This window comes from Nocardioides sp. Z24_21, assembly GCF_058134345.1.
Window position 1 is genome coordinate 258466 of record NZ_JBYTTH010000001.1, and the last position, 25206, is coordinate 283671.

The 25206-nt window shown below is 73.3% G+C and carries 27 protein-coding genes and 1 pseudogene; 13 read left to right on the forward strand and 15 right to left on the reverse strand.

Annotated features, from left to right (window positions below):
- Window positions 1-9: 9 nt before the first annotated feature.
- Complete coding sequence (locus AC3X7Z_RS01270; protein ID WP_489974740.1) at window positions 10-1659, reverse strand: DAK2 domain-containing protein; 1650 nt, start codon at window positions 1657-1659, stop codon at window positions 10-12.
- Between the two features lie 232 nt (window positions 1660-1891).
- Between AC3X7Z_RS01270 and rpmB the strand changes: the two genes are divergently transcribed.
- Window positions 1892-2077 carry a 50S ribosomal protein L28 gene (gene rpmB / locus AC3X7Z_RS01275; RefSeq protein WP_056602600.1) on the forward strand — a complete coding sequence of 62 codons (186 nt, stop codon included), beginning with the start codon at window positions 1892-1894 and terminating at the stop codon, window positions 2075-2077.
- 258 nt (window positions 2078-2335) lie between these two features.
- Here the strand turns inward: rpmB and AC3X7Z_RS01280 are convergent, their stop codons facing one another.
- Complete coding sequence (locus AC3X7Z_RS01280) at window positions 2336-3298, reverse strand: thiamine-phosphate kinase (RefSeq protein WP_489974741.1); 963 nt, start codon at window positions 3296-3298, stop codon at window positions 2336-2338.
- A 117-nt stretch (window positions 3299-3415) separates the two neighbouring features.
- Here AC3X7Z_RS01280 and AC3X7Z_RS01285 point away from each other — a divergent pair, with 117 nt between their 5' ends.
- Together AC3X7Z_RS01285 and AC3X7Z_RS01290 are read left to right on the forward strand one after the other, a co-directional pair.
- Window positions 3416-3652, forward strand: coding sequence for an Lrp/AsnC family transcriptional regulator (locus AC3X7Z_RS01285; protein ID WP_090972075.1), 237 nt, complete (start codon window positions 3416-3418; stop codon window positions 3650-3652).
- A gap of 14 nt (window positions 3653-3666) precedes the next feature.
- Window positions 3667-4182, forward strand: coding sequence for a DUF3515 domain-containing protein (locus AC3X7Z_RS01290; RefSeq protein ID WP_489974742.1), 516 nt, complete (start codon window positions 3667-3669; stop codon window positions 4180-4182).
- Between the two features lie 40 nt (window positions 4183-4222).
- Here AC3X7Z_RS01290 and AC3X7Z_RS01295 read toward each other — a convergent pair whose 3' ends face one another.
- The gene (locus AC3X7Z_RS01295) at window positions 4223-5416 is read right to left on the reverse strand and encodes a D-alanine--D-alanine ligase family protein (protein WP_489974743.1); all 1194 of its coding nucleotides are present in this window, start codon (window positions 5414-5416) and stop codon (window positions 4223-4225) included.
- A gap of 32 nt (window positions 5417-5448) precedes the next feature.
- On the opposite strand from AC3X7Z_RS01295, the gene AC3X7Z_RS01300 reads away from it, so the two are divergent.
- From AC3X7Z_RS01300 to AC3X7Z_RS01310, 3 genes are read left to right on the forward strand one after another with little or no spacing between them, the layout of a single operon-like run.
- Window positions 5449-6522, forward strand: coding sequence for a trans-sulfuration enzyme family protein (locus tag AC3X7Z_RS01300; protein ID WP_489974744.1), 1074 nt, complete (start codon window positions 5449-5451; stop codon window positions 6520-6522).
- Between the two features lie 52 nt (window positions 6523-6574).
- Entirely contained in the window at window positions 6575-7141 is a 567-nt protein-coding gene (locus AC3X7Z_RS01305) for an RNA polymerase sigma factor (RefSeq protein ID WP_489974745.1), read from the forward strand.
- The gene (locus AC3X7Z_RS01310; protein WP_489974746.1) at window positions 7138-7755 is read left to right on the forward strand and encodes a hypothetical protein; all 618 of its coding nucleotides are present in this window, start codon (window positions 7138-7140) and stop codon (window positions 7753-7755) included. The genes AC3X7Z_RS01305 and AC3X7Z_RS01310 overlap by 4 nt, the downstream gene beginning before the upstream one ends.
- A 180-nt stretch (window positions 7756-7935) precedes the next feature.
- On the opposite strand, the gene AC3X7Z_RS01315 is transcribed toward AC3X7Z_RS01310, so the two are convergent.
- Together AC3X7Z_RS01315 and AC3X7Z_RS01320 are read right to left on the reverse strand one after the other, a co-directional pair.
- Complete coding sequence (locus tag AC3X7Z_RS01315; protein ID WP_489974747.1) at window positions 7936-8937, reverse strand: NAD(P)H-dependent glycerol-3-phosphate dehydrogenase; 1002 nt, start codon at window positions 8935-8937, stop codon at window positions 7936-7938.
- A complete protein-coding gene (locus AC3X7Z_RS01320; RefSeq protein ID WP_489974748.1) occupies window positions 8934-9731 on the reverse strand; it encodes a lysophospholipid acyltransferase family protein in 798 nt (265 codons plus the stop codon). Before AC3X7Z_RS01320 ends, AC3X7Z_RS01315 begins: the two co-directional genes overlap by 4 nt.
- Window positions 9732-9856: 125 nt before the next feature.
- Between AC3X7Z_RS01320 and cofC the strand changes: the two genes are divergently transcribed.
- On the forward strand, window positions 9857-10519 hold the full coding sequence (gene cofC, locus AC3X7Z_RS01325; protein WP_489974749.1) for a 2-phospho-L-lactate guanylyltransferase: 663 nt from the start codon (window positions 9857-9859) through the stop codon (window positions 10517-10519).
- A 35-nt stretch (window positions 10520-10554) separates the two neighbouring features.
- On the opposite strand, the gene AC3X7Z_RS01330 is transcribed toward cofC, so the two are convergent.
- From AC3X7Z_RS01330 to leuC, 3 genes are all read right to left on the reverse strand, one after another.
- Window positions 10555-11229: an HU family DNA-binding protein gene (locus AC3X7Z_RS01330; RefSeq protein WP_489974750.1), complete on the reverse strand. Its 675-nt coding sequence runs from the start codon at window positions 11227-11229 to the stop codon at window positions 10555-10557.
- A 114-nt stretch (window positions 11230-11343) separates the two neighbouring features.
- Window positions 11344-11943: a 3-isopropylmalate dehydratase small subunit gene (gene leuD / locus AC3X7Z_RS01335; protein WP_186340897.1), complete on the reverse strand. Its 600-nt coding sequence runs from the start codon at window positions 11941-11943 to the stop codon at window positions 11344-11346.
- Window positions 11944-11946: 3 nt separating this feature from the next.
- Window positions 11947-13371 carry a 3-isopropylmalate dehydratase large subunit gene (leuC, locus tag AC3X7Z_RS01340; RefSeq protein ID WP_186340896.1) on the reverse strand — a complete coding sequence of 475 codons (1425 nt, stop codon included), beginning with the start codon at window positions 13369-13371 and terminating at the stop codon, window positions 11947-11949.
- A gap of 78 nt (window positions 13372-13449) precedes the next feature.
- Between leuC and AC3X7Z_RS01345 the strand changes: the two genes are divergently transcribed.
- Both AC3X7Z_RS01345 and AC3X7Z_RS01350 read left to right on the forward strand, forming a co-directional pair.
- Window positions 13450-14172: an IclR family transcriptional regulator gene (locus tag AC3X7Z_RS01345; protein WP_186340895.1), complete on the forward strand. Its 723-nt coding sequence runs from the start codon at window positions 13450-13452 to the stop codon at window positions 14170-14172.
- Between the two features lie 83 nt (window positions 14173-14255).
- Entirely contained in the window at window positions 14256-14840 is a 585-nt protein-coding gene (locus AC3X7Z_RS01350) for a TIGR03086 family metal-binding protein (RefSeq protein ID WP_489974751.1), read from the forward strand.
- A gap of 57 nt (window positions 14841-14897) precedes the next feature.
- On the opposite strand, the pseudogene AC3X7Z_RS01355 reads toward AC3X7Z_RS01350, so the two are convergent.
- The 5 genes and pseudogenes from AC3X7Z_RS01355 to AC3X7Z_RS01375 all read right to left on the reverse strand — a co-directional run.
- Window positions 14898-15146: pseudogene (locus AC3X7Z_RS01355) on the reverse strand (alpha/beta fold hydrolase); the annotation flags it as partial.
- Between the two features lie 44 nt (window positions 15147-15190).
- A complete protein-coding gene (locus AC3X7Z_RS01360) occupies window positions 15191-15673 on the reverse strand; it encodes a methylated-DNA--[protein]-cysteine S-methyltransferase (RefSeq protein WP_186340893.1) in 483 nt (160 codons plus the stop codon).
- A gap of 1 nt (window position 15674) precedes the next feature.
- A complete protein-coding gene (locus AC3X7Z_RS01365; RefSeq protein ID WP_489974752.1) occupies window positions 15675-17180 on the reverse strand; it encodes an AlkA N-terminal domain-containing protein in 1506 nt (501 codons plus the stop codon).
- A gap of 74 nt (window positions 17181-17254) precedes the next feature.
- Window positions 17255-17977: a response regulator gene (locus tag AC3X7Z_RS01370; protein ID WP_489974753.1), complete on the reverse strand. Its 723-nt coding sequence runs from the start codon at window positions 17975-17977 to the stop codon at window positions 17255-17257.
- Entirely contained in the window at window positions 17974-19578 is a 1605-nt protein-coding gene (locus AC3X7Z_RS01375; RefSeq protein ID WP_489974754.1) for a sensor histidine kinase, read from the reverse strand. Before AC3X7Z_RS01375 ends, AC3X7Z_RS01370 begins: the two co-directional genes overlap by 4 nt.
- A 93-nt stretch (window positions 19579-19671) precedes the next feature.
- Between AC3X7Z_RS01375 and AC3X7Z_RS01380 the strand changes: the two genes are divergently transcribed.
- From AC3X7Z_RS01380 to AC3X7Z_RS01395, 4 genes are read left to right on the forward strand one after another with little or no spacing between them, the layout of a single operon-like run.
- The gene (locus AC3X7Z_RS01380; protein ID WP_186340889.1) at window positions 19672-20667 is read left to right on the forward strand and encodes a Bug family tripartite tricarboxylate transporter substrate binding protein; all 996 of its coding nucleotides are present in this window, start codon (window positions 19672-19674) and stop codon (window positions 20665-20667) included.
- The gene (locus AC3X7Z_RS01385) at window positions 20664-21200 is read left to right on the forward strand and encodes a tripartite tricarboxylate transporter TctB family protein (RefSeq protein WP_489974755.1); all 537 of its coding nucleotides are present in this window, start codon (window positions 20664-20666) and stop codon (window positions 21198-21200) included. Before AC3X7Z_RS01380 ends, AC3X7Z_RS01385 begins: the two co-directional genes overlap by 4 nt.
- Window positions 21200-22759 (forward strand): tripartite tricarboxylate transporter permease, encoded by a 1560-nt coding sequence (locus AC3X7Z_RS01390; RefSeq protein ID WP_186340887.1) that lies wholly within the window; start codon window positions 21200-21202, stop codon window positions 22757-22759. Before AC3X7Z_RS01385 ends, AC3X7Z_RS01390 begins: the two co-directional genes overlap by 1 nt.
- Window positions 22756-23151: a universal stress protein gene (locus tag AC3X7Z_RS01395; RefSeq protein ID WP_186340886.1), complete on the forward strand. Its 396-nt coding sequence runs from the start codon at window positions 22756-22758 to the stop codon at window positions 23149-23151. Before AC3X7Z_RS01390 ends, AC3X7Z_RS01395 begins: the two co-directional genes overlap by 4 nt.
- Here the strand turns inward: AC3X7Z_RS01395 and AC3X7Z_RS01400 are convergent.
- Window positions 23148-23687, reverse strand: coding sequence for a copper resistance CopC family protein (locus AC3X7Z_RS01400; protein ID WP_489974756.1), 540 nt, complete (start codon window positions 23685-23687; stop codon window positions 23148-23150). The two genes, AC3X7Z_RS01395 and AC3X7Z_RS01400, sit on opposite strands and share 4 nt — an antisense overlap.
- A gap of 156 nt (window positions 23688-23843) precedes the next feature.
- Window positions 23844-24851, reverse strand: a complete 1008-nt coding sequence (locus AC3X7Z_RS01405; protein WP_489974757.1) for a sugar phosphate isomerase/epimerase family protein — start codon at window positions 24849-24851, stop codon at window positions 23844-23846.
- Window positions 24852-25206 lie beyond the last annotated feature (355 nt).

Below are 25206 nucleotides of genomic sequence, written 5' to 3' on the forward strand. Positions count from 1 at the left end.
TCCTGCCGCTCACTCCACGCTGACCAGCAGGGGGTAGCGCGACTGGCCGCCGTCGTGGACCGCCACGTCGACGTGGGGGTGGCGCTGCTCGACGTGGGCGGCGATCTGGCGGGCGAGCTCCTCGCCTCCGTCGCCCGACACGATCGTCACCAGCTCGCCACCGCCGGCGAGGAGGCGCTCCAGCACGTCGGTGGCGACCTCGCCCAGGTCGGAGCCGACCACCGCGAAGTCGCCCGCGATGACGCCGAGCGCGTCGCCGGGCTCGCACGGGCCGGCCATCGTGATGGCCCGGCGGGCGGCGACGGTCACCGCGCCGTGGCGCACGTGGCGGGCGGTCGCGGTCATCTCGCGGACGTCGGCGTCGAAGGCACGACCGGGCTCATGGACCGAGATGGCGGCCAGGCCCTGCACCTGCGCGTGCGTCGGGATCACCTCGACGGTGACGTCGTGCTCCGCCTCGGCCGTACGCGCCGCGATCTCCGCGGCCCGCACGCTGTCGGCGTCGTTGGGGAGCACCACGACCTCGTGCGCGCCGCACTGGACGACCGCCTCGAGGAGCTGGCCGGTCGACGGGCGACGGCCGGGCCCGCCGGGCACGACGACCGCGCCGGCCGACGCGAACAGCTCGGCCAGTCCGTCGCCGGCGGCGACCGCGACGACGCGACGGCCCGAACGGGTCGAGGCCCTCTGCCGGCCGGCGACCAGGTCGGCGAAGTGGGTGACCCGGATGCGGTGCGGCCGGCCGGCGGCGATCCCGGCCTCGATGGCGGCGCCGACGTCGTCGACGTGCACGTGCACGTTCCACAGGCCCTCGCCCCCGACGACCACCAGGCTGTCGCCGAGCGGTCCGAGCCGCGCACGGAGCTCGACGACCCGCTCCTGCTCCCTCTCGGGGTCGACGTCGAGCAGGTACATCACCTCGTAGCCGGGGCCGTCCTCGGTCAGGTCGTCACCCGGGGCCAGCGTGGCCACGGGGATGTGGTGCGTGCCGAGGGGGGCCGAGGACGGCGTGGGCCGGCGTCCGGTGGCGGTGGTCTCGACCGCGTCGAGCACGACGCAGAGCCCGCGGCCGCCGGCGTCGACGACCCCGGCCTGGGCCAGCACGTCGAGCTGCTCGGGCGTGCGCAGCAGGGCCGCGCGGGCGGCGGCCGCCGCTGCGGTGAACACGTCGCGGGTGCGCGCCCCGCCCGCCGCCGCCTCGACCGCCGCGTCCGAGGCGGCCCGGGCGACGGTGAGGATGGTGCCCTCGACGGGGACGCCGACGGCGGCGTAGCTGGCCTCGGTCGCCTCGGCCATCGCCGCGGCGATCGTCTCGGCCGGCCGGTCGGCGACCGCGGCGCCGGCGAGGTGACGTACGTAGGCACGCAGCATCTGGCTGAGGATCACCCCGGAGTTGCCGCGAGCGCCCATGAGCGCGGCCCGGGCGAGCACGGCCATCCCGTCGCCGAGCGCGAGCCCGGGGTCGTCCGCCATCGCCTCGCGCAGCGCGTCGCGGGCCGCGGAGACGGTGAGGAACATGTTGGTGCCGGTGTCGCCGTCGGGCACCGGGTAGACGTTGAGCGCGTCGATCTCCTCGCGCGCCGACGAGAGCGCGTCCGTCGCGATGTCGACGAACCGCGCGACACCGTCGAGGGTGATGCCGTGGGTGACGTGCTCCATCGGGTCGGTCTGCTCCGGGTTCTCGTGGGTTGTCAGGGGTTCCGGCGGGTTCTCATCGCGCAAGGTGGGGCGATGTGGTGCGCGCCACAGGCTAGTGCCCGCATTGCGCGGGGCTACGATTTCATCCCGCCCCGGGTCCTCGGCTACTCTTGCGCGGTTGCCTGCTGCCGCTTCATGCGGGGTGCGGGCCTCACGAACATCTCTATCAACCTCGAACGGATCGGAGTGCACGGTGGCTGCCGTCTGCGACATCTGCGCCAAGAAGCCGGGCTTCGGAAACAACCGTCCCTGGTCGCGCAAGATCACCAAGCGTCGTTTCAACCCCAACATCCAGCGCGTCCGGGCGACCGTCAACGGCACGCCCAAGCGCCTCAACGTCTGCACCGGCTGCCTCAAGGCCGGCAAGGTCTCCCGCTGACCTGACGTCGTCGATCGAAGCCCCCGCCGCTCTGCGCCGGGGGCTTCGTCGTGCGTGGGTGGTGTCCGCGGCTTCTGGCGGCTTGTCGGAGTCCCCGCTCGAGCGGGGACTCCGACACCTGGAGGCCGTTGCAACCCCCTCGAAGTGTCAGACTCCCCCTCCAGGTCGGCACCGATCGCCGCCGATCGGCGCCGGGCGAGCCCGCCCGGCGCGGTCAGGTCGGCGTTGAGTCTCCAGGAGACTCAGGGGCCAGGAGACTCAGAAGTGGGTCCAGCCGGTGGGGCCGTCGTACGCCCCGCCGTCGACGGTGACGCCCTCCCCCTCGAGCACCTCGCCGATCACCTGCCACCCGGCGGGCACCGACGCCACGTCGGGGAAGGTGGCCAGCAGGGAGTGGTCGTCACCGCCGCCGAGGATGAACTGCATCGGGTCGGCGCCGAGGGCCGCGCCCACGGCCTGGAGCGGCTCGGGGATCTCGAACGCCCCGGTGCGGACGTCGATCGCCACACCGCTCGCGTCGGCGATGTGCCCGGCCTCGGCCAGCAGGCCGTCGGAGATGTCGATGAGCGAGGTCGCCCCCGCTTCGGCGGCCACCCGGCCTGCTGCGTACGGCGGCTCGGGGCGGCGGTAGGCCTCCACCAGCACCCGCGGCGAGCGGAACCCGCGGCCGAGGACGGCCAGCCCTCCGGCTGCCCAGCCCTGGCGGCCGGTCAGCGCGAGCACGTCGCCCGGCCGGGCGCCCGAGCGCAGGACCGGCGCCTGGGCGCACTCGCCGAGGACGGTGACCGCGATCGTCAGCTGGTCGGCGCGGGTCAGGTCGCCGCCGACGACGGTCGCGCCGATGCCGGCACACTCCTCGGCGACGCCCCGGGCGAAGTCGAGCGCCCACGCCACCGGGAGGTCCGCGGGCGCGGCCAGGCCGAGGGTGAGGTGGCGGGCGACCCCGCCCATGGCGTTGACGTCCGAGAGGTTCTGCGCCGCGGCCCGGTGGCCCACGTCGGCGGCGCTGGCCCAGTCGCGGCGGAAGTGGCGGCCCTCGACCATCAGGTCGGTGGAGACCACGACGTGGCCGCGCTTGACCCGCAGCACGGCGGCGTCGTCGCCGGGGCCGACGAGCACGTGCTCGTCGGGATCGGTGGCATCGCCGAGCTGGGCGATGAGCTCGGCGATGAGGCCGAACTCGCCGGCCTCACCGAGGGTTGCGTCCGCTGCCAGTGCCATGGGCCCATCCCACCAGACGGCAGGCCGCCCGGGTCGCACCCGTCCCCTGTCGGGGCCGGCTCGCCGCGCGATAGGTTGTGTCCGTCACACCCGATGAACGAGACCGAGGAGTCCACGATGGTCGTCCAGGCCTACATCCTGATCCAGACCGACGTCGGCAAGGCCGCCGAGGTCGCCCGCGAGATCGCGCAGGTCAACGGCGTCACGCTCGCCGAGGACGTCACCGGTCCCTACGACGTGATCGTCCGCGCCGAGGCCAAGAACGTCGACGAGCTGGGCAAGCTCGTCGTGTCCAAGGTGCAGAACCTCGACGGCATCACCCGCACGCTCACCTGCCCGGTCGTCCACATCTGAGCGACCCGGCCCCCGTGCAGCCGCCTCGACGCCTCGGCCCCACCACGGGCCGGGGCGTCGTCACGTCCGTCGCCCTCGGCGTCCTCGTCCTGTGGGCGGGCACCGGGTGCTCGGGCGCGCCGAGGATCGACGACGTCGACCTGTCCGAGCGCGACCGCGCCGCGTGCGAGGCGCTGGTCGCCGACCTCCCCGACACGCTCGCCGGCCAGGAGCGGCGCGACGTGGAGCCCGCCGGGGCGCTCGGCGCGGCCTGGGGCGATCCGGCCTACGTCCTGTCCTGCGGCGTGGAGCGGCCCGACGACTACGAGCCCACGGCGGAGTGCAGCGTCATCGCGGGCGTCGGCTGGTACGTCACCCCGGACCAGCTCACCGACATCTCGGAGACCGCGACGCCGGTGGCCCTCACCCTCGACCCGCTCGTCGAGCTCACGGTGCCCGCCGACTACCGCACCGAGGGGATCGACCGCGCGCTCGCCGACCTGGCGCCGGCGCTGAAGGAGCACCTGCGCGAGGGCCTCCCCTGCCTGTGACCCTGGCTGGGATCCTGCCGGTGATCCTGCCTGTGACCGCTCAGCGCAGGCCGGTGTCGCGGCGCAGCGCCAGCTGGACGAGCCGGTCGACGAGGTCGGGGTAGGACATGCCGGTGGCCGCCCAGAGCTGCGGGTACATCGAGGTGGGCGTGAAGCCGGGCATCGTGTTGAGCTCGTTGATCACCAGCGACCCGTCGGGCATGAGGAAGAAGTCGACCCGGGCGAGCCCCTCGCACGACAGCGCCTGGAACGCCCGCACCGCCATCGCGCGCAACTCCTGCTCGGTCTCGGCGGAGACGTGGGCGGGGATGTCGATCTCGGTGTGCTGGTCGGGGAGGTACTTGGCCTCGAAGTCGTAGAACTCGTGGTCTCCGCCGGTGCGCACCTCGCCGGGGCGCGAGGTCTCGGGCGGTCCCTCGAACGTGCCGAGCACGCCGCACTCCACCTCGCGGGCACCCTCCATCGAGTGCTCGACGAGCACCTTGGGGTCGTGGCGGAACGCCTCCTCGAGCGCGTCCGCGACCTCGGTGGCGTCGTGGACCTTGCTGATGCCCATGCTCGAGCCGGCGCGGGCCGGCTTGGCGAACGACGGGAACCCGAGCTCCTCGATCCGGGCGCGGCAGCCGAGGGGGTCCTGCTCCCACTCGGTGCGGGTCACGACGATGCCGGGCGTGACCGGCAGCCCGGCGGCCTGCAGGACCACCTTCATGTAGGCCTTGTCCATGCCGATCGCCGAGGCGAGCACGCCGGAGCCGACGTAGCGCACGCCGGCCATCTCGAGCATGCCCTGGAGGGTGCCGTCCTCGCCCCACGGCCCGTGGAGCAGCGGGAACACCACGTCGACCTCGCCGATGACCGACGGGACGCTGGACGCCTCGGTGACGACGAGGTCGGTGCCCGTGGTCGCGCCCCGCAGCGCGACGGGCGACCGGTCGGCGTCGACCTGCGGGAGGTCGCTGCCCCGGATCGCAAGACGCGCCGGCTCGTCGCGCTCGAGCACCCACCGCCCGTCGGTGGCGATCCCGACCGGCACCACGTCGTAGGCCTCCCGGTCGATCGCGGCCAGCACGCTGCCTGCGGTGACGCAGGAGATGCCGTGCTCGGAGGAGCGGCCCCCGAAGACGACGGCGACGCGCGGCTTGCGCGCACCGCCGACCGCCGAGAAGGCCGCCGAGAAGTCTGGCGAGGAGTCGGGGGTGGGGGCTGTGGGCGTGCCGGGGGGAGTGTCGTTCATCGCCTCGACCCTATCCACCTACGCTGGCGCGTATGGCTGCAGACTCACCGCTCAGGCCCGCGACGATCGCCGTCACGGCCGGTCGGCCCGACAAGGTCCCCGACGCGCCGCTCAACACCCCGATCACGATGGCGGCGACCTACGTCGCCGGCGGCGAGGTGGAGTACGGGCGCTACGGCAACCCGACGTGGACGGCGCTGGAGGACGCGCTCGGCGCCCTGGAGGGCGGCCGCTGCCTGACCTTCGCCTCCGGCCTGGCCGCGGTCGCCACCGTGCTCGACCTGGTGGGCGCGGAGGGAAAGGTCGTCGCGCCACGGCACGGCTACACCGGCACGATCATGCAGCTCGCCGACCTGGAGGCCCGGGGCCGGCTCAGGGCGGAGCTGGTCGACGTCACCGACACCGACGCGGTGGTGGCGGCCTGCGACGGCGCCGCGCTGGTGTGGCTGGAGTCGCCCACCAACCCGGCCCTGGAGGTCGCCGACATCCCCACGATCACGAAGGCGGCGCACGAGGCCGGGGCGTACGTCGTGGTCGACAACACCTTCGCCACTCCCCTGCTCCAGCGGCCCCTCGACGACGACGTCGACATCGTCGTGCACTCCGCCACCAAGTACCTCGCCGGGCACTCCGACGTGCAGATGGGCGCGATCGTCACCCGCGACGACGAGCTCCACGGCGTGCTCAAGGGACGTCGCGACCTCGTCGGGGCGATCCCCGGCCCGTTCGAGGCGTGGCTGACCCTGCGCGGCCTGCGCACCCTGCACCTGCGCGTCGAGCGCGCGCAGGCCAACGCCCAGGAGCTGGCCCGCCGGCTCGCCGAGCACCCCGCGCTGTCGGAGGTGCGCTACCCCGGCTTCGGCGCGATCGTCAGCATCGTGCTCGCCCAGGGCGAGGTGGCCGCCGACCTGCTCAGCCGCAAGACCCGCCTGTGGATCCACGCCACGTCGCTCGGCGGCGTCGAGTCGAGCCTGGAGCGCCGCCGGCGGTGGAAGGCCGAGGCGGCCACCATCCCCGACGGCCTGGTGCGGCTCTCCGTCGGCATCGAGGACGTCGAGGACCTCTGGGACGACCTGCGCACCGCGCTCGACGGGTGCGTCGGCTGACGGCTGCGCAGCGCGCGTGTAACGCTTCAGCCCCATGGGGCGAAGTACGGGCATGGAGCCACCAACCGATGTCGCCGACATCTCCGGCATCGGGCGCGACCCCGACGCCTTCGAGGCGTTCTACCGCGCGCACCTGGCCTGGGTACGCCGTTTCGTGGCGCGCCGGGTCGACGACCCGCACACCGCGGCCGACCTGACGGCCGACATCTTCCTCGCCGTCATCGACAGCGCAGCACGCTACGACGCCACCGCCGGCACCGCCAGCGCTTGGCTGGCCGGCATCGCCCGGCACGTCGTCGCCGACGACGTCCGTCGCCGGGTGCGGGAGTCGCGGGCGCACGGCCGGCTGTCCGGGCGGGCGCTCCTCGACGAGCAGTCCGCCGAACGCATCGCCGATCGCATCGACGGGGAGCGGATGGCACGTCAGCTCCACCGCTCGCTCGCGTCCCTGCCGGACAAGCAGCGAGCCGTCGTCGAGCTCGTGGCCGTCGACGGGCTCAGCCTCACCGAGGCGGCGCACGCCCTCGGCATCTCCGCCGGCAATGCCCGCGTCCGCTACCACCGGGCTCGGACCCGGCTCCAGGACGTCCTTCCCAGCCCCTTCGAGGTGACCGCATGAGCACGCACACCCCTCCCCCGCCCGAGCTCGACACCTTCGAGTCCCGCCTCCTCATCGGCCTGCGCCGCGAGGTGGCGACGGCGCCGGCCGTCGCCCCCGCCCCACGTCGTACGCGTCGTCGTGCCCTCGCCGTCGCGGCAGGCGTCGCCGCCACCGCGGTCGTGGGAGTCGTCCTCGTGCCGGGGCTCGGGACGACGCGTGCGTACTCGGTGCAGGAGGGCAACGCAGGCACCATCGAGGTCCAGATCAACCGCCCCCAGGACGCCGCCGGTCTCGAGCGCGCGTTGGAGGAGCACGGGATCGCGGCGGACATCACCTATCTCCCCGACCTCCAGGGGTGCGCACCTGGCCGCTACGCCGAGGTGGGCCGCGAGGTGGGCATGTCCCTCCAGATCGGCCAGGAGATGGTCAAGGTGACCCTCCCGCCGGGCGCGGTCCGTGACGGCGAGACCTTCGTGATGGTCCTGTCCGTCGAGGCCATGACCCAGCACGAGCTGTCCGACATCGAGGAGCGCGACGGACAGCGGGTCGTCGAGGGCACGAAGTCCTCCGTGACCGCCGAGGTCGCCAGCGGCCCGGTCGGGGCGTGCGACGTCGTGGCGGGGCGGGGCTGAGCAGCTGGGTCGCAGTTCACTCGTACCTGGTACGAGTGATGTTCGAGTCAGGCTCTGGAAGTCGTGTCCCGGCCGACCGGATCTCGAGGCGCTCGTGCGACTTCGCTCCTCAGTCGCGTCGCTTGCTCGATCTGCCCGCCCCCACGTCCCGACCTCGTACCTCGGTCAGAACCGGGCGTCTCAGTGCAGCTCGGGCTTGGTGTCGCGGGCGATGAACGAGTTCATCATGTCGAGCGCGGTCATCTTGCCGTCGACGACGGCGTCGACGGCCTCGGCGATCGGGGCGTCCACGCCGGTGCGCCGGGCCAGCTCGAGCAGCGACTTGCAGGACTTGGCACCCTCGGCGACCTGGCGCGTCGTGGCGTAGATGTCGGCGGTCGTCATGCCCTGGCCGAGGCGCTCGCCGAAGGTGCGGTTGCGCGAGAGCGGCGAGGAACACGTGGCGACCAGGTCGCCGAGGCCGGCGAGCCCCATGAGGGTCAGCGGGTTGGCGCCCTGGGCGGTGGCGAGGCGGGCGGTCTCGGCGAGACCGCGGGTGATCACCGACGCGGTCGTGTTGTCGCCGAAGCCCAGGCCGACCGCCATCCCGACGGCGAGACCCACGACGTTCTTGTAGGCGCCGCCGATCTCGCACCCGAGGACGTCGACGGAGGTGTAGGGACGCCACGACGGGCCGTGGGTGAGGGCCTGGAGGTGCTTGGCCCGGTCCTCGTCGACGCAGGCGACGACCGAGGCGGCGGGCTCGCGGCGGGCGATCTCGCGCGCCAGGTTGGGGCCGCTGATGACCGCGATCCGGTCGCCCGGCCCGTCGGTGACCTCCTGGATGACCTCGCTCATCCGCATCAGGGAGCCGAGCTCGACGCCCTTCATCAGCGAGACCAGGGTGGCCTGCTCCGGCAGGACCGGGGCCCACTCCGTGAGGTTCTCGCGGAGGCTCTGGGACGGCACGGCCAGCACGACGACGTCGGCGTGGGCGGCGACCTTCTCTGGGTCGGTCGACGCCGTGATCGACGGCGCCAGCTCGACGCCCGGCAGGTAGTCGGTGTTCTCGCGGCGATCGTTGATCGCCTCCACGACCTCCTCGCGCCGCGCCCAGATGGCCACGTCGTTGCCGGCGTCGGCCAGCACGAGCGAGAAGGCGGTGCCCCACGACCCGGCACCGAACACTGCGATCTTCGTCATCGGGTGCGCTTCCTGTTCGTGCGGTGGCCCCGGACGGGTGCCTCGTCGCGGGGGTTGCCGATCTCGCGTACGCCGCTGGCGCGCGGGTCGAAGCGCTGCTCCGGGGCGTCCTCGCCACGGATGTCGGCGACGAGGGCGGTGATCGCGGCCATGATGCGCTCGGTCGCGGCGGCGATGGTCTCCGCCGACTGCGGCCGCGCGAGGAGGTCGTCGAGCGGGACGGGGTCGCCGGCCTTCATCACGATGGTCTTGCGCGGCACGAGGTGCGGCCGCTTGGTGTAGGGCGGGAGCACGTCCTGGGCACCCCACTGCCCGACCGGGATCACGGGACAGCCGGTCGCCAGCGCGATCCGCGCCGCCCCGGTCTTGCCCTTCATCGGCCACAGGTCGGGGTCGCGGGTCAGCGTGCCCTCGGGGTAGACGATGAGGCACTCGCCGTCGTTGATCGCCTGCACCGCGGCGTCGTAGGCGCCGATCGCGTTGCGGCTGAGCCGCTCGACGGGGATCTGGCCGGCAGCGGTGAGGAAGGCGCCGAGGTACTTGTTGGTGAACAGCCCGGACTTCGCGAGGTAGCGCGGCAGCCGGCCGTGGTCGTAGACGAAGTGCGCCGAGAGCAGCGGGTCGACGTGCGAGAGGTGGTTGATCGCCACGATGCAACCGCCCGTGGCCGGGATCTTCTCGCCGTCGATCCAGGTCCGCGAGGTGGCGGTGAGCAGGGTCGGCTTGAGGATCGACGCGGCGACGGTCATCGCCCAGCCACGCTTCCGCTCCAGCTTCCTGACGCGCACCGTCACCCCTCCCGATCCTGCTGTGCTCGCGGGCCCGGCCCGGATGCTCCTGTGTGTCGCGAGCAGGCTATCCGGTCGGCGCGGCGCAGGGACCACACCGGCACGCTGGACCCGGGTGGCAGGATCTCCGGGTGTCCGTCGTCGCCCCCACCGACCGCTACGTGGTCGTCGTGCCCGTCAAGCCGCCCGCCCACGGCAAGTCCCGGCTGACGGGGCTCGGCGACGACGAACGCCGTGCCCTCGCCGAGGCGTTCGCGCTCGACACCGTGCAGGCCGCCGCCGCGACGCCGGGCGTGGACGCGGTCCTCGTCGTGACCGACGACCACCGCCTCGCCGCCGCCGTGCGCACCCTCGGGTGCGCGGTGATCCCCGACGGCGTGAGCGACGACCTCAACGCCACCCTCGTGCAGGCCGCGGCGGAGGTGACGCGCCGCTGGCCGGGCGCCGTTCCGGTGGCCCTGTGCGCCGACCTGCCGGGACTTCGGCCCGTGGAGCTCGCGGGGGTGCTCGCCGAGGTGCGCGAGCAGGTCGCGGCCGGCCGCAGCGCCTTCGTGCGCGACCGCTCCGGTGCGGGCACCACGTTGTACGCCGCCGCTGCAGGGCGGTTCGACCCGGCGTTCGGGCCCTCGTCCGCGTCACGGCACGAGCAGGCCGGCGCGGCGGAGGTCGGCTCCCGCGCGACCAGCGTGCGCACCGACGTCGACGACGCGGACGACCTGGAGACCGTGCTGCTGGCCGGCGTCGGCCCGCACACGACGCGGGCATGCGACGGGCGGGCCACCCGCTCGGGGTGACCCGCCCGTGTCGGCGCGGCAGCAGGGCTGCGGCGTCAGGACTTCTTCGCGGTGCTCTTCTTGGCCGTGGTCTTCTTGGTGGTGGTCTTCTTGGCCGGTGCCTTCTTGGCCGTCGAGGAGCTGGTGGACTTGCTCGCGGTCGACTTCGTGGCCGTCTTCTTCGCAGGCGCCTTGGAGGCGGTGGTCTTGGACGCGGTCTTGGACGCGGTCTTGGCGGTGGAGCTGCCGGCCTTCTTGGCGGTCGACTTCTTGGCGGTCGTGGTCTTGGACGCCGTGGACTTGGCGGTGCTGGACTTCTTGGCCGCGGTGGACTTCGAGGTCGTGGTCTTGGCCGGTGCCGACTTCTTGGTGGCAGCTCCCGTGACGGCTGACGCGGCGGCCCGGACACCGGGCGGCTTGGGCATCGTCGCGGCCGTCAGCCTCGGAAGCTTCTTCGACCCCGAGATGACGTCCTTGAGCTCCTTGCCGGCGGAGAACTTCGGCACGGACTTCTTCTTCGACTTCATCCGCTCGCCGGTCTGCGGGTTGCGGACCCAGCGCGCGTTGCGGACGGCCTTCTCGAAGGAGCCGAAGCCCGTGATCGCGACCTTCTCCCCCTTCGCGACCTCGCGGGTGATGGTGTCGAGCACGGACTCCAGTGCGTGGGCCGCCTGCTTGCGGTTCCCCTCGTAACGCGCGGCGAGCGCGTCGATGAGCTCTGACTTGTTCACTAGCTTCCCTTCCCAATGAACCTCGGACGCCGAGCTCGTGCTCGACCCTCTCTAGCACGCTAGGGACATGGGAGGGTGAGGACAATCACCATCGCCCTTGTTTGCAGGGGTTTTTCAGGCCGTGACGGGCTTCCAGCTCGGTCGCCCCGCCTCGAAGGCGGTGATCTCGGCGTCGTGCGACAGCGTGATGCCGATGTCGTCGAGGCCCTCGAGCAGCCGCCAGCGCGTGTAGTCGTCGATGTCGAAGGAGTCCTCGACGGCGTCCTCGCCGACGCCCGCGCGGATGGTGCGGCTCTCCAGGTCGACGGTGATCTCGCCGCCGGGGTTGTCGTCGAGCCAGTCCCACAGCCGCTGCACGACCTTCTCGTCGACCTGCGCCGCGACCAGCCCGGCCTTGCCGGAGTTGCCGCGGAAGATGTCGGCGAAGCGCGAGGAGATGACGACCTTGAAGCCGTAGTTCTGCAGCGCCCAGACGGCGTGCTCGCGCGAGCTCCCGGTGCCGAAGTCGGGACCGGCGACGAGCACCGACCCCGTGGCGTAGGTGGGGTCGTTGAGCACGAAGTCGGGATCGTTGCGCCACGCCGCGAAGAGTCCGTCCTCGAAGCCGGTGCGCGTGACGCGCTTGAGGTAGACGGCCGGGATGATCTGGTCGGTGTCGACGTTGCTGCGCTTGAGCGGCACGCCGACGCCGGTGTGGGTGGTGAACTTGTCCATGGGTCAGACCTCCTGCAGGTCGGCGACGGGAGCCAGGTCGGCGGGCGAGGAGAGGGTGCCGCGCACGGCGGTGGCCGCGGCGACGGGCACCGAGACGAGGTGCGTACGACCGCCCTTGCCCTGGCGGCCCTCGAAGTTGCGGTTGGACGTCGACGCGCTCCGCTCGCCGGGGGCGAGCTGGTCGGGGTTCATCCCCAGGCACATCGAGCAGCCGGCGCCACGCCACTCGGCGCCCGCGGCGACGAAGACCCGGTCGAGGCCCTCGGCCTCGGCCTGGAGGCGTACGCGCACCGACCCGGGCACCACCAGCATGCGGGTGTCGTCGGCGACCCGGCGGCCGTCGAGGATCGAGGCGGCGAGCCGCAGGTCCTCGATGCGACCGTTGGTGCAGGAGCCCACGAACACCGTGTCGACCTTGACCTCGCGCAGCGGAGTGCCGGCCTCGAGGCCCATGTACTGCAGGGCCTTCTCGGTCGCGACCTTGTCGTTGGGCTCGTCGAAGTCGTCGGGGCTCGGGACGCTCGCGCCCAGGGGCGCACCCTGGCCGGGGTTGGTGCCCCACGTGACGAACGGCGTCATCGTGGACGCGTCGAGCACGATCTCCTTGTCGAAGACGGCGTCGTCGTCGGTGCGCAGCGTCTTCCAGTGCGCGACGGCGGCGTCCCAGTCGGCGCCCTGGGGCGCCTCCGGCTTGCCCTCGATGTAGTCGAAGGTGGTCTGGTCGGGAGCGATGAGGCCGGCCTTGGCCCCCCACTCGATCGACATGTTGCACACCGTCATGCGGCCCTCCATCGAGAGCTCCTCGATGGCCTGGCCGCGGTACTCCACGATGTAGCCCTGGCCGCCGCCGGTGCCGGTGTGCGTGATCAGGGTCAGCACGAGGTCCTTGGCGGTGACCCCCTCGGGCAGGCTGCCGTTGACGGTGACCGCCATGGTCTTCGGACGCGCCTGGGTGAGGGTCTGCGTGGCGAGGACGTGCTCGACCTCGGAGGTGCCGATGCCGAAGGCGATGGCGCCGAAGGCCCCGTGAGTGGAGGTGTGCGAGTCGCCGCACACGATCGTCATGCCCGGCTGGGTCAGGCCCAGCTGGGGGCCGACGACGTGGACGATGCCCTGCTCGACGTCGCCGAGCGGGTGGAGCCGCACGCCGAACTCGGCGGCGTTCTTGCGCAGCGCCTCGACCTGGGTGCGGCTCACCGGGTCGGCGATCGGCTTGTCCCAGTCGAGGGTGGGGACGTTGTGGTCCTCGGTCGCGAGGGTGAGGTCGGGACGGCGCACCGGGCGATTGGCCAGTCGGAGCCCGTCGAACGCCTGCGGCGAGGTCACCTCGTGGAGCAGGTGGAGGTCGATGTAGAGGAGGTCGGGCTCCCCGGGGGCGCTCCGGACGACGTGCTCGTCCCAGACCTTCTCGGACAGGGTCTTGCCCATGACTCGATCTCCTTCTTTGCGTGCGGTGGAACGACGCTACATCTTGCATCCCACTCCCTGAGATGACAATATCGGCATATGGACAACGGATCTGGCGTCGGCGTTCTCGACAAGGCGGCGCTCGTGCTCGCAGCGCTGGAGGCCGGACCGGCCACCCTCGCCGGCCTGGTCGCCGGCACCGGGCTGGCCCGCCCGACTGCGCACCGCCTCGCGGTGGCCCTGGAGCACCACCGCCTCGTCGCGCGCGACATGCAGGGCCGGTTCGTGCTCGGCCCGCGGCTCGCCGAGCTCTCCGCCGCCGCCGGCGAGGACCGCCTGCTCGCCTCCGCAGGCCCGGTCCTGGCCCGGCTGCGCGACATCACCGGCGAGTCCGCGCAGCTGTGGCGCCGCCAAGGCGAGCACCGCGTGTGCGTGGCCGCTGCCGAGCGCCCCTCCGGACTCCGCGACACCATCCCGGTCGGTTCACAGCTGACCATGAACGCCGGCTCGGCCGCGCAGATCCTGCTTGCCTGGGAGGACCCCGAGCGCATGCACCGCGGCCTGCAGAACGCCGCGTTCTCCGCCACGGCGCTGTCGGGGATCCGCCGGCGCGGGTGGTCGCAGTCGGTGGGCGAGCGCGAGCAGGGCGTCGCCTCGGTGTCGGCCCCGGTCCGCTCCCCCGGCGGCAAGGTGATCGCCGCGGTCTCGGTCTCCGGTCCCCTCGAGCGCCTCTCGCGCCAGCCCGGGCGGATGCACGCGCCCGCCGTCCTCGCCGCGGCCGACCGGCTCTCGGAGTCGTTGCGCCGCGCCGCCGCCGAGTAGCCCCCGGAGCAGCCCCCGGAGCGGCCCCCTGGAGTAGCCCCGAGGGCTTCTCAGCACCGCCGACCCTCGGGCAGGGTGGACGCATGACCGAGCTCGTGGACCTCGCCCCCGCTGCCGAGCAGCTCGCCGACGTCGTCGTGGACGTCACCGACGACCAGCTGTCCGCGCCGACTCCCTGCGAGGGCAGGACCGTCGGGCAGCTCCTCCAGCACCTCGTGGGGCTGACGCTCGCCTTCCGCGCGGCCGCCGACAAGGAGGTCGGCCCGCTCACCGACACCAGTCCCGACGAGGCGGGGTGGCCGGACGCCGAGCCCGGCTGGCGCGAGGCGCTCGCCCACCAGCTGCCGGCGCTGGCCGCCGCCTGGCGCGACCCGGCTGCGTGGGAGGGGATGACCCGCGCGGGTGGTGTCGACCTGCCCGGCCAGGTGGCCGGCCTCGTCGCCCTCGACGAGATCGTCCTGCACGGCTGGGACCTCGCCAGCGCCACCGGCCGGGGCTTCGACTGCGACGACGCGACGGCCGGGGCGCTCGCGGAGTTCGTGGACGGCTTCGACACCGACGGCACACCGGGCATGTTCGGCCCCGCCGTGACCGTGGGCGCCGACGCGACGCCGTTCGAGCGCGTGCTGGCCGCCTCGGGTCGCGACCCGGAGTGGGCTCCGGCCTGAGCAGGGGCAGGGGCTCCCCGGGAGTCGTGGACGGGCGCCCTCGTGCTCGCTGAGCCAGTCGACGACGGTCGCCGACAGCCAGGCGGCGTGTGACACGTGGACGTCGTGGCCGGCTCCCGCTGCCTCGCGGTAGGCGCCGTGGGTGATGGCGTCGGCCATCTGCCGCACCAGGTCCGGTGGGCAGACCGGGTCGTGTGCCCCGGCGATCAACAGCGTCGGACACGTGATGAGCGACGCCCGCGACAGGCTCACGTCTCCGCCCTCGGCCACGATCCCCGCCAGGGCCTGGGCCCAGCTGGACGTCATGGTCCGCGCGACCCGCCTCGGCGCGGTGGCCCGGAGACCGCCCGTCAGAACAGCGCGTCCTGCTCGAGCTCGAGCAGCTGCTGCTTGCGGAGCAGGCCTCCGGCGTAGCCGGTCAGGGTGCCGTTGGCGCCGATGACGCGGTGGCACGGCACCACGATGGGGATCGGGTTGCGGCCGTTGGCGAGTCCGACGGCACGCGAGGCGGCGTTGGTCATCCCGAGCCGGCCGGCGATCTCGCCGTACGACGCGGTGCGGCCGTAGCCGATCAGCTCGAGCTGCGACCACACGCGCCGCTGGAAGTCGGTGCCGACCGGGGCGAGCGGAAGGTCGAAGTCGGTGAGCTCGCGGTCGAAGTAGGCCGTCAGCTGCCGCACGGCCTCGGCGAGCACCGGGTGCTCGTCGGAGCGCGCGCCCAGCGGCCGGCCGTCGGCCGGCTGGCGGAACGGCGAGAACTCGATCGCCACGATCGACCCGTCGCGCTCGACGACGCGCAGGTCGCCCACGGGCGAGGGCATCACGGTCCACATGTCAGGTCTCCTCGGGTGGGGCGGCGGGTGCGGCGATGGGTGCAGCGGTGGGTGCGGTGGCGGGCATGAGGGTGTTCCAGAGGTGCATCAGGGCGTACGAGCGCCAGGGTCTCCAGCTCTCGGGATCCGGATCGCCGCCCAGGTCGGCCAGCAGCCGGCGCACCGCGAGGTCGGTGGGGAGGAAGACGTCGGGGTGCCCGAGGGCGCGCATCGCCACGTAGTCGGCGGTCCACGGCCCGATGCCGGGCAGCTCGAGCAGCGCCCGTCGTACGTCGTCGCGGTCGGGACCGCGGTCGAGCACGACGCGTCCCTCGGCGAGCGCGGCGGCGAGCCCGACGAGCGCTCGGCCCCGCGCGCGCGGCATCGGCAGCGTCGCGGGGTCGGCCGTCGCGAGGGTCGCGGCGTCGGGGAAGAGGTGGGTCAGGCCCGGCACCTCCGACTCGATGCGGCACCCGTGGGCCTCGACGAGGCGGCCCGCGACCGTGCGGGCGCCGGCGACGCTGACCTGCTGGCCGATGACGGTGCGGATCGCGGTCTCGTCGCCGTCGACCTGCCCGGGGACGCGCAGGCCCGGGGTGGCGCGCACGAGGTGGCCCAGGACGGGATCGGCGCCCAGGTGGCCGTCGACGGCACGCGGGTCGCAGTCGGCGTCGAGCAGGCGGCGTACGCGCTCGCTCGCGGCGGCCGTGTCACGCAGGTCCTCGAGCAGGAACTCGGCGGTGACGAAGCCGGTGCCGCCCGCCGGGAGGTCGGCCAGCTCGAGCCGCACCGTGCCACTGCCGTGCGGCAGGTCGAGGGTGCGCGCGTAGCAGCCGGGTCCGGCGACCTCGACGCCCGGCACCACGTGGTGGGCCAGGAAGTCGAGCAGGCGCTGCCCGGCGAAGGGAGTGCGGACGGGCAGGCGCATGGTCACCGCGCCGGCGCTCGGGGCACGGTGGCGGCGGCCGCGTAGCTGGCTGGGCGAGGCGGCGTAGATCTCACGCAGCGTCTCGTTGAACTGCCGCACGCTGGCGAACCCGGCCGCGAAGGCCACGTCGGTCAGCGGAAGGTCGGTCGTCTCGATGAGCACCCGTGCGCTCTGGGCCCGTCGGGCCCGCGCCAGTGCCAGCGGCCCGGCGCCGAGCTCCTGGGTCAGCAGCCGGCCGAGGTGGCGCGGGGTGTAGCCGACGCGGCGCGCCAGCCCGTCGACGCCCTCGCGGTCGACGAGGCCGTCGGCGATCAGGCGCATCGCCCGGCCGGCGACGTCGGCCGCGACGTCCCACTCGGGGCTGCCGGGCGTCGCGTCGGGCAGGCAGCGCTTGCAGGCGCGGTAGCCTGCCGCATGCGCGCTGGCGGCCGTGGGGTGGAAGGTGACGTTGCCCTCGGCGGGCGTGCGCGCCGGGCACGACGGGCGGCAGTAGATCCCGGTGGTGCGCACTGCGGTGTAGAAGACCCCGTCGAAGCGGCGATCCCTGCTGCGGACCGCGCGGTAGCAGGCCTCGGCGTCAAGGTGCCCGGTCGGTGTCATGGCTCCATCCTGACCCCCGAGCTGTCCCCCCACCAGCGGGAAACGGACACGGGGGTGGGACGCGCAGGCGTGTCTCAGGAGCCCACCGAGCGGTAGCGGCGCTCCGGTCGCCCCGCCCCGCCGTACTGCAGCCGCACCTCCGCCCGACCTCGGGCCACGAAGTGCTCGAGGTAGCGCCGGGCGGAGACCCGGGAGATGCCGACCCGCTCGGCGCACTCCCCCGCGGAGAGCTCGTCAGTGTCGCGGAGCGCCTCCGCCACGACCTCGGCCGTCTCCGGGCTCAGGCCCTTGGGCAGCCTCCCCGGGCCGGGGGACGCGCCGACGGCGGCCGCGCCGAACACCGCGTCGATGTCGTCCTGGGCGGGCGCTCCCGAGCCCGCGAGCGCCAGCAGCGCGGCGCGGAACGACTCGAGCCGCACCCGCAGGTCGTCGTAGTCGAACGGCTTCACCAGGTAGTGGACCGCCCCGCCGGACGCGGCGGCGCGCACCGTGTCGGCCTCCCGGGCCGCCGTGACCACCAGCACGCCGACGTCGTCGCCGCCCGCCCGGAGCCGTCGCAGCACCTCGATGCCGGTCATGTCGGGCAGGTGCACGTCGAGCAGCACCAGGTCGGGGCGCAGACGTGCCACCTCGTCGAGCGCCGCCTGCCCGCTGCTGGCGACCCCGACGACCGTGAAGCCCTCCGTGCGCTCGACGAACTGCGTGTGGATGCGCGCGACCATGAAGTCGTCGTCGACGACCAGCACCGTGACGTCGTGCGTCGTGTTGCTCGGCGGACGGTGCGTGCGCGTGCTCATCCGACCTCCGCTCCCGGCAGCCGCACCTCGAAGACCGCGCCGGTGCCGTCGACCCCGGCGCGGACCGCGACCGCGCCGCCCCGACGTTCGCAGACGACCTGCACCAGCGCCAGCCCGACCCCCCGTCCCTCGGTGGTGGGTGCCTTCGAGCTCCAGCCGCGGCGGAAGATCCTGCCCACCTCGTCCGGGGGCACGCCGGGCCCGGTGTCGGTCACGGCCAGGTGCACGACGTCGCCGACGAGGCGCAGGTCGACCTCGACCGCCGTGCCGCCGACCGACACCGAGGCGTCGACGGCGTTGTCGACGAGGTTGCCCACGACAGTGCCCACGTCGGTGGACGTCTCGGGGTCGAGGCGGGGCAGGCTGCTGGTCGCCGACACGCGCAGGTCGACCCCGCGCTCGGCCGCCAGGCTGGTCTTGGCGATCAGCAGGGCGGCGACGGCGGGGTCGGCCACGTGCGCGAGCACGGCGTCGGAGATCTCGCGGCGCCGCCGGCTGAGGGTCCCCACGAGCCGTGACACCTCGTCGTACTCGCCGAGCTGCACCAGCCCGGAGATCGTGTGCAGCTGGTTGTGGAACTCGTGGGTCTGGGCGCGCAGCGTGTTGGTGATCGACTCCCGCGCGCTGAGCTCGCTCTGCAGGGCGAGCAGCTCGGTGCGGTCGCGGAGCGTGGTCACCGACGCGACCCGCCTGCCGCCCTCCACGACCGGGTTGCGGTTGACGACCAGCACGCGCTCGCCCAGCACGACCACGTGGTCGCGGATCGCGGCGCCGTCGGCGAGCAGGTCGCGGACGGCGGGGTCGAGGTCGAGGTCGTCGACGGCGCGCCCCTGCACATCGCCCTCGAGCCCGATGAGCTCGCGGGCGCTGTCACTCACCACGGTGATGGTGCCGTCCTCCCCGACCGCGACGACGCCCTCGCGGATCGAGTGGAGCAGGGCCTCGCGCTGGTCGGCGAGCGCGGCGATCGCCGCCGGCTCGAGCCCGCGCGTGCGGCGGCGCACCAGCCGGGAGAGCAGGAACGAGCCGGCGACGCCCAGGCCGAGCCCGAGACCGGCGACGGCGAGCAGGTCGGGCAGCACGCCGCGTGCCCGTTCGGCCAGGGACGGGTAGGACTGCGCCACCATCGAGATCCCGACGAGGGCACCCCGGTCGTCGATGATCGGCACCTGCGCCGCGATGGCCCGATCGCCGAAGTCGTCGACGTCGCCGGTCCACGTCCGCAGCTGCTGGACGGTGCTGCCGCCGAGGTCGACCTGCCGGCCCCGGCCGGCGAAGTCGCTGCTGACGAGCACGACCCCGTCCGGGTCGGCGAGGTAGACGCCCCCGGCCTGGTAGTTGTTGCGCACCCGCTGGGTGTACGACGTCAGCGACGCTCGACGGCGTTCGACCAGGCCCTGCACGAACGGGTCACGCACCGCCGCGATGTTGGCCATCGACTCGGCGGCGGCCCGCATCCGGGCGCCTCGGGTGTCGCGGAAGTCGGCGTCGCTCTGCTGCACCGACACCACGCTCGCCACGGCGACCACGACGAGCAGCACCGTCAGCTGGAGCACCAGGACCTGGCCGGCGAGCGTCGCCGGCCGCCAGCGCGACCACAAGTTCCACAACCTCCATTGCTTTGCCAATCGTGACGTCCGCCACAGGAGTCTTGCACCATCGGGGGGTCGGCACGATCGAGCGAGGGAGACCACATGCTGCGCCAACGGACCAGGCGGGTCGCGGCCACGGCGACGGCACTCGCCACCGTCGTGCTGCTCGCGACGGGCTGTGGGGTCACCCGGGGCGACGCCAGCGACGACATGACGATGCTCATCCCCAACAGCCCGGGCGGCGGCTACGACCAGACCGGGCGCGCTGCCGTGGCCGTGATGGAGAACGGCGACATCACCGGCGGCTCGTTCGAGGTGACCAACGTGATCGGGGCCGGAGGGTCGGTGGCGATGACCCGGCTGATGAACGCCGAGGGCGACGAGCGCACGATGATGACCGCCGGCCTCGGCGTGGTGGGCTCCCTCTACTCCTTCGGCGCGCCCTACCGGCTCGACGACGCCACCCCGCTGGCCCAGCTCATCGCGGACCAGGAGGGCGTCCTGGTGCCGGCGGACTCCCCCTTCGAGACCATCGACGACCTGGTGGCGGCCTGGCAGGACGACCCGGGCTCCGTCGTCGTCGGCGGCGGCTCGTCACCGGGCGGACCCGACCACCTGTTCCCGATGCAGCTCGCCGGGGCGGTCGACGTCGACCCGCGCGAGCTGCGCTACGTCGCCTACGACGGCGGCGGCCCGCTGACGAGCGCGCTGCTCGGCAACAAGATCGACGTCGGCTTCTCCGGCGTCGGGGAGTTCGTCGGCCAGCTCTCCTCCGGCGAGCTGCGGCTGCTGGCCGTCTCCGGCGAGGAGCGGCTCGACGGCGAGGGCATCAGCGAGGCACCCACCCTCACCGAGTCCGGCATCGACCTGGTCTTCACCAACTGGCGCGGCGTCTTCGCGCCCCCCGGCATCAGCGAGGAGCGGCGCCAGGACCTGATCGCCGACCTGGAGGCGATGCACGCGACCCCCGAGTGGCAGCGGGCCCTCGAGGAGAACGGCTGGATCGACGAGTTCAAGACCGGCGACGACTTCGCGACGTTCCTCCGGGAGCAGGACGAGCGGGTCGCCACCACCCTCGAGGAGCTGGACCTGCTGTGAGCACATCAGTCGACACCCCCACCCCCGCCGAGGCACCGCGGACCGCACCTGGCCGCGACCGCGACCTCCCCCAGCTCGGCCTCGCGGCGCTGCTCGTCGTGGTCGGTGCCTACACCTTCTACGACGCGACGACCCTGCGGATCGGCTTCGGCGACCCGGTCGGGCCGCGGATCTTCCCCTACGTGATCGGAGCGGTCACCGTGGTGCTCGGCCTCCTGCTGGTCGTGGCGACGCTGCGCGGAGACGTGCCGCAGGCCGAGGGCGGGGAGGACGTCGACCTGCGGCACCCCGCCGACTGGGTCACCGTCCTCAAGCTGGTGGGCGTGCTGCTGTTCACCGCGCTCACCGTCTCCTTCCTCGGCTGGGCCGTCAGCGGTGCGCTGCTCTTCACCGGCGCCGCGTGGTCGCTGGGCAGCCGGACGCTGCTGCGCGACGCCATCGTCGGCACCGTGCTGTCGGTGAGCAGCTGGTACTTCTTCCACGAGGTGCTGGGCGTGATCCTCCCCGCCGGGATCCTGGACGGGGTGCTCTGATGGACAACCTCACCCTCCTGATGGACGGCTTCGGCTCCGTCCTCACCCCGCAGAACCTGCTCTTCGCCGCCATCGGCGTGCTGCTCGGCACGTTCGTGGGCGTGCTGCCCGGCATCGGGCCGGCGATGGCGGTGGCGCTGCTGCTGCCGGTCACCTTCGGCATGGACCCGATCCCCGCGTTCATCATGTTCGCCGGCATCTACTACGGCGGGATGTACGGCGGCTCGACGACGGCCATCCTGCTCAACACGCCCGGTGAGTCGGCGTCGGTGATGACCGCGCTCGAGGGCAACCTGATGGCGAAGGCCGGACGCGCCTCCCAGGCCCTGGCCACCGCCGCGATCGGGTCGTTCATCGCCGGCACCATCGGCACGCTGCTCGTCGTCTTCTTCGCCCCGGCCCTGGCGTCGGTCGCCAACGACATCGGCGCGCCGTCCTACTTCGCCCTGATGGTCCTCACGATGGTGATGGTCACGAGCGTGCTGGGCGGGTCGTGGCTGCGCGGGTTCATCGCCCTGTTCCTCGGCCTCACCATCGGCCTCGTCGGCCTCGACCTCAACACCGGCCAGACCCGGCTGAGCTTCGACCAGCCCCTCCTCGCCGAGCGCATCGACGTGGTGGTGGTCGCGGTCGCGATCTTCGCCCTGGGCGAGGCGTTCTGGGTCGCCGCCCACCTGCGCCGCACGCCCGCGCACGTGATCCCGGTCGGCCAGCCGTGGCTGAGCGGCACCGACCTCAGGCGCTCCTGGGGGCCGTGGATGCGCGGCACGGCCTACGGCTTCCCGTTCGGCGCGCTGCCCGCGGGCGGCGCCGAGATCCCGACCTTCCTGTCCTACATCACCGAGAAGCGACTCGCCGCGCGGCGGGGACGCGACGAGTTCGGCCGCGGTGCCATCGAGGGCGTCGCCGGACCGGAGGCGGCCAACAACGCCTCGGCCGCCGGCACGTTCGTCCCGCTGCTCGCGCTCGGCCTGCCCGTGACGGCGACGTCGGCGGTCATGCTCGCGGCGCTCTCGGGCTACGGCATCGATCCGGGACCGCAGCTGATGACCGAGCAGCCCGAGCTGGTGTGGGCCCTGCTGGCGAGCCTGCTCGTCGGCAACGCCCTGCTGCTCGTGCTCAACCTGCCGCTCGCGCCGGTGTGGGCCAAGCTGCTGCGGATCCCGCGACCGCAGCTCTACGCCGGCATCCTGTTCTTCGCCACGCTGGGGGCCTACGCGGCCAACCTGCAGGCGTTCGACCTGCTCCTGCTGCTGGCGCTCGGCCTGCTCGGGCTGCTGATGCGCCGCTTCGCCCTGCCGGTCCTGCCGTTGATCCTGGGGGTCATCCTCGGGCCGCTGATGGAGTTCCGACTGCGCGAGGCGATGGCGATCTCGGGCGGCGACGTCTCGGCGCTGTGGAGCGAGCCGCTGGCCGTGGTGATCTACGTGATCGTGGTGGTCGTCGTGGTGGCGCCGCTCGTGCTGCGCGCCGTGCGCCCGGCGCGCGTGGCGCTCACCGACGACGGCACTCCACCAGACGACAGCGACGCGGACCGGAGCGAGGAGAAGGTGCGATGACGACCATCGTGGTGGGCTGGACCCCCGACGAGTTCGGCGAGGCGGCGCTGCGCCGCGGCGTCGAGGAGGCGCGGCTGCGCGAGGGGCGGATCGTGGTGGTCAACGCCACCCGCGGCGACGCCCTCGTCGACGAGCGCTATGCCGACGACGACCAGCTGGCCGCGCTGACGACCGAGCTGGGCGGGGCCGGCGTCGAGGTCGAGGTGCGCCGCTCGATGGGCGCCGACGTCGGCGACCAGGTGCTGGCGGTGGCCGAGGACGTCGCGGCCGACCTGGTGGTGATCGGGCTGCGCCGACGCTCCCCCGTCGGCAAGCTGCTGATGGGCAGCGTCGCGCAGCGCATCCTGCTCGGTGCGGACTGCGCCGTGCTGGCGGTGAAGCCTGTCGGCTAGGTGGTGCGGCGGCGGTGCCAGAGGGCGAGCGCGAAGGCGCCGGACAGCAGCACCACACCCGCCGGCACCACGACCCCGCGGAGCGAGCTGCCCGACCCGTCGTCGTCAGTGGGCGGGGATGATCCCGTGCCCTCCTCGCCGGAGGCGGACCCACCGACGTCGAACGTGATCTCGCCGGCCATCTCGTGGCCGTCGGAGGACACCACGTCGTAGGTCAGGGTGTAGGTGCCGTCGGGCCCGGCCCAGAGGTTCTGCCGGACCTCGGGGCCGGTGGCGGTCGGGGCGCCGTTGGTCACGCTCCCGTCCGGACCGGTCACGCTCACCTCGTGGACCTCCGCGACGGGTCCGGTGAAGGTGAGGATGGCCCGCGAGGGCAGGGCTGCGAGCACCCCCGCCTCGGACGGGTCGGAGAAGAGCAGCTCGTCGTGGGCGGCGGCCGGCGGCACCGGCCCCCATGCCGCGAGCGCGGCGAGCGCGGCGAGGACGGCGAGGGCGGTCGTCGCGACCGCGCGGCGCAGCGCGGAGCGGGCGCTCACGGGGCCAGGCCGTCGGGATGCAGCTCGGGCCGCTCGCTCACCGAGCCCCGCGCACCGACGAACCACACGCCGGTCCCGGCCGTCAGGTCGGGCCGGTGGGTCATGTCGTCCTCCTCGGACGCGTCGGGCGGGGGCACGGTGGGCGTCAGGCGGGGATCACGACGACGTCGAGAACGCGGCGTCGAAGGCCGCGGTCGGCGCGTCGAAGGCCAGGCGCCGCACGAACTCGAGGGCCTCGGGTGCACCGACGAGGCGGTCCATGCCGGCGTCCTCCCACTCCACGGAGATGGGACCGTCGTAGCCGATGGTGTTGAGCATCCGGAACGACGCCTCCCACGGCACGTCGCCGTGGCCGGTGGACACGAAGTCCCAGCCGCGGCGGGGGTCGGCCCAGGCGAGGTGCGAGCCCATCCGACCGTTGCGGCCGTTGCCGACCTGGCGCTTCGCGTCCTTGCAGTCGACGTGGTAGATCCGGTCCTTGAAGTCCCACAGGAACCCGACCGGGTCGAGGTCCTGCCACACGAAGTGCGAGGGGTCCCAGTTGAGGCCGAACGCCTCGCGGTGGTCGATCGCCTCGAGCGCCGCGACCGTGGTCCAGTAGTCGTAGGCGATCTCGGAGGGGTGGACCTCGTGGGCGAACCGGACCCCCTCGCTGTCGAAGACGTCGAGGATCGGGTTCCAGCGGTCGGCGAAGTCCTGGTAGCCGGCGTCGACGAGGGCCTGGGAGGCCGGCGGGAACATCGCGACGTACTTCCAGATCGAGGAGCCGGTGAAGCCGACGACGACGTCGACGCCCAGCTTGCGGGCCGCGCGGGCCGTCATCTTCATCTCCTCGGCCGCGCGCTGGCGCACGCCCTCGGCGTCGCCGTCGCCCCAGATGCGGTCCGGCAGGATGTCGCGGTGGCGCGCGTCGATCGGGTCGTCGCAGACCGCCTGGCCCTTGAGATGGTTGCTGATCGCAAAGACCTGCAGATCGTGCTTCTTGAGCATCTCCAGCTTGGCCGGGACGTAGGACTCGTCCTCCACCGCCGCCCACGGGTCGAAGTGGTCGCCCCAGCAGGCGAGCTCGAGGCCGTCGTAGCCCCAGCCCGAGGCGAGCTTGCACACCTCCCCGAACGGGAGGTCGGCCCACTGGCCGGTGAACAGGGTGATGGGGCGTGGCATGTGTGCTCCTCGTGTGGTGGTGGTGGTGCGTTCGGCTGGTGCTGCCGCGGCAGCGGGGTGGTGCTGGGTGGTGCTGGGGGTGGTGCTGGTGGGTGGTGGTGCTGGGGGTGGCGGTCGCTCGGGTGGACCTGCCCGGCCGGCTGGGCGCCGGCGCGGACCGGTGCCGGGACGGAGCGCCGTGTCCCGGCACCGGCCGCTGAAGGTGGCGCCTTGCGACGCCACCCCCGCCCGTGCCGGGGGCCCGGCCACCGACTCGCACGCAGGGCCGATCCTGCATGCGCGCCGGCTCACGCACCCGGAGGTGACGTGCTGGCCGAGCCGCCCGACCACGGACGCTCTGTGCTCGGACCGGCGC

Excerpts from the sequence above, each read along its gene's own strand:
- AC3X7Z_RS01270 (WP_489974740.1), bottom strand. The coding sequence starts at position 1,659 with ATGGAGCACGTCACCCACGGCATCACCCTCGACGGTGTCGCGCGGTTC.
- AC3X7Z_RS01280 (WP_489974741.1), bottom strand. The coding sequence starts at position 3,298 with ATGGCACTGGCAGCGGACGCAACCCTCGGTGAGGCCGGCGAGTTCGGC.
- AC3X7Z_RS01285 (WP_090972075.1), top strand. The coding sequence starts at position 3,416 with ATGGTCGTCCAGGCCTACATCCTGATCCAGACCGACGTCGGCAAGGCC.
- AC3X7Z_RS01295 (WP_489974743.1), bottom strand. The coding sequence starts at position 5,416 with ATGAACGACACTCCCCCCGGCACGCCCACAGCCCCCACCCCCGACTCC.
- AC3X7Z_RS01300 (WP_489974744.1), top strand. The coding sequence starts at position 5,449 with ATGGCTGCAGACTCACCGCTCAGGCCCGCGACGATCGCCGTCACGGCC.
- AC3X7Z_RS01305 (WP_489974745.1), top strand. The coding sequence starts at position 6,575 with ATGGAGCCACCAACCGATGTCGCCGACATCTCCGGCATCGGGCGCGAC.
- AC3X7Z_RS01310 (WP_489974746.1), top strand. The coding sequence starts at position 7,138 with ATGAGCACGCACACCCCTCCCCCGCCCGAGCTCGACACCTTCGAGTCC.
- AC3X7Z_RS01315 (WP_489974747.1), bottom strand. The coding sequence starts at position 8,937 with ATGACGAAGATCGCAGTGTTCGGTGCCGGGTCGTGGGGCACCGCCTTC.
- leuD (WP_186340897.1), bottom strand. The coding sequence starts at position 11,943 with ATGGACAAGTTCACCACCCACACCGGCGTCGGCGTGCCGCTCAAGCGC.
- leuC (WP_186340896.1), bottom strand. The coding sequence starts at position 13,371 with ATGGGCAAGACCCTGTCCGAGAAGGTCTGGGACGAGCACGTCGTCCGG.
- AC3X7Z_RS01345 (WP_186340895.1), top strand. The coding sequence starts at position 13,450 with ATGGACAACGGATCTGGCGTCGGCGTTCTCGACAAGGCGGCGCTCGTG.
- AC3X7Z_RS01350 (WP_489974751.1), top strand. The coding sequence starts at position 14,256 with ATGACCGAGCTCGTGGACCTCGCCCCCGCTGCCGAGCAGCTCGCCGAC.
- AC3X7Z_RS01360 (WP_186340893.1), bottom strand. The coding sequence starts at position 15,673 with ATGTGGACCGTGATGCCCTCGCCCGTGGGCGACCTGCGCGTCGTCGAG.
- AC3X7Z_RS01365 (WP_489974752.1), bottom strand. The coding sequence starts at position 17,180 with ATGACACCGACCGGGCACCTTGACGCCGAGGCCTGCTACCGCGCGGTC.
- AC3X7Z_RS01370 (WP_489974753.1), bottom strand. The coding sequence starts at position 17,977 with ATGAGCACGCGCACGCACCGTCCGCCGAGCAACACGACGCACGACGTC.
- AC3X7Z_RS01380 (WP_186340889.1), top strand. The coding sequence starts at position 19,672 with ATGCTGCGCCAACGGACCAGGCGGGTCGCGGCCACGGCGACGGCACTC.
- AC3X7Z_RS01390 (WP_186340887.1), top strand. The coding sequence starts at position 21,200 with ATGGACAACCTCACCCTCCTGATGGACGGCTTCGGCTCCGTCCTCACC.
- AC3X7Z_RS01395 (WP_186340886.1), top strand. The coding sequence starts at position 22,756 with ATGACGACCATCGTGGTGGGCTGGACCCCCGACGAGTTCGGCGAGGCG.
- AC3X7Z_RS01405 (WP_489974757.1), bottom strand. The coding sequence starts at position 24,851 with ATGCCACGCCCCATCACCCTGTTCACCGGCCAGTGGGCCGACCTCCCG.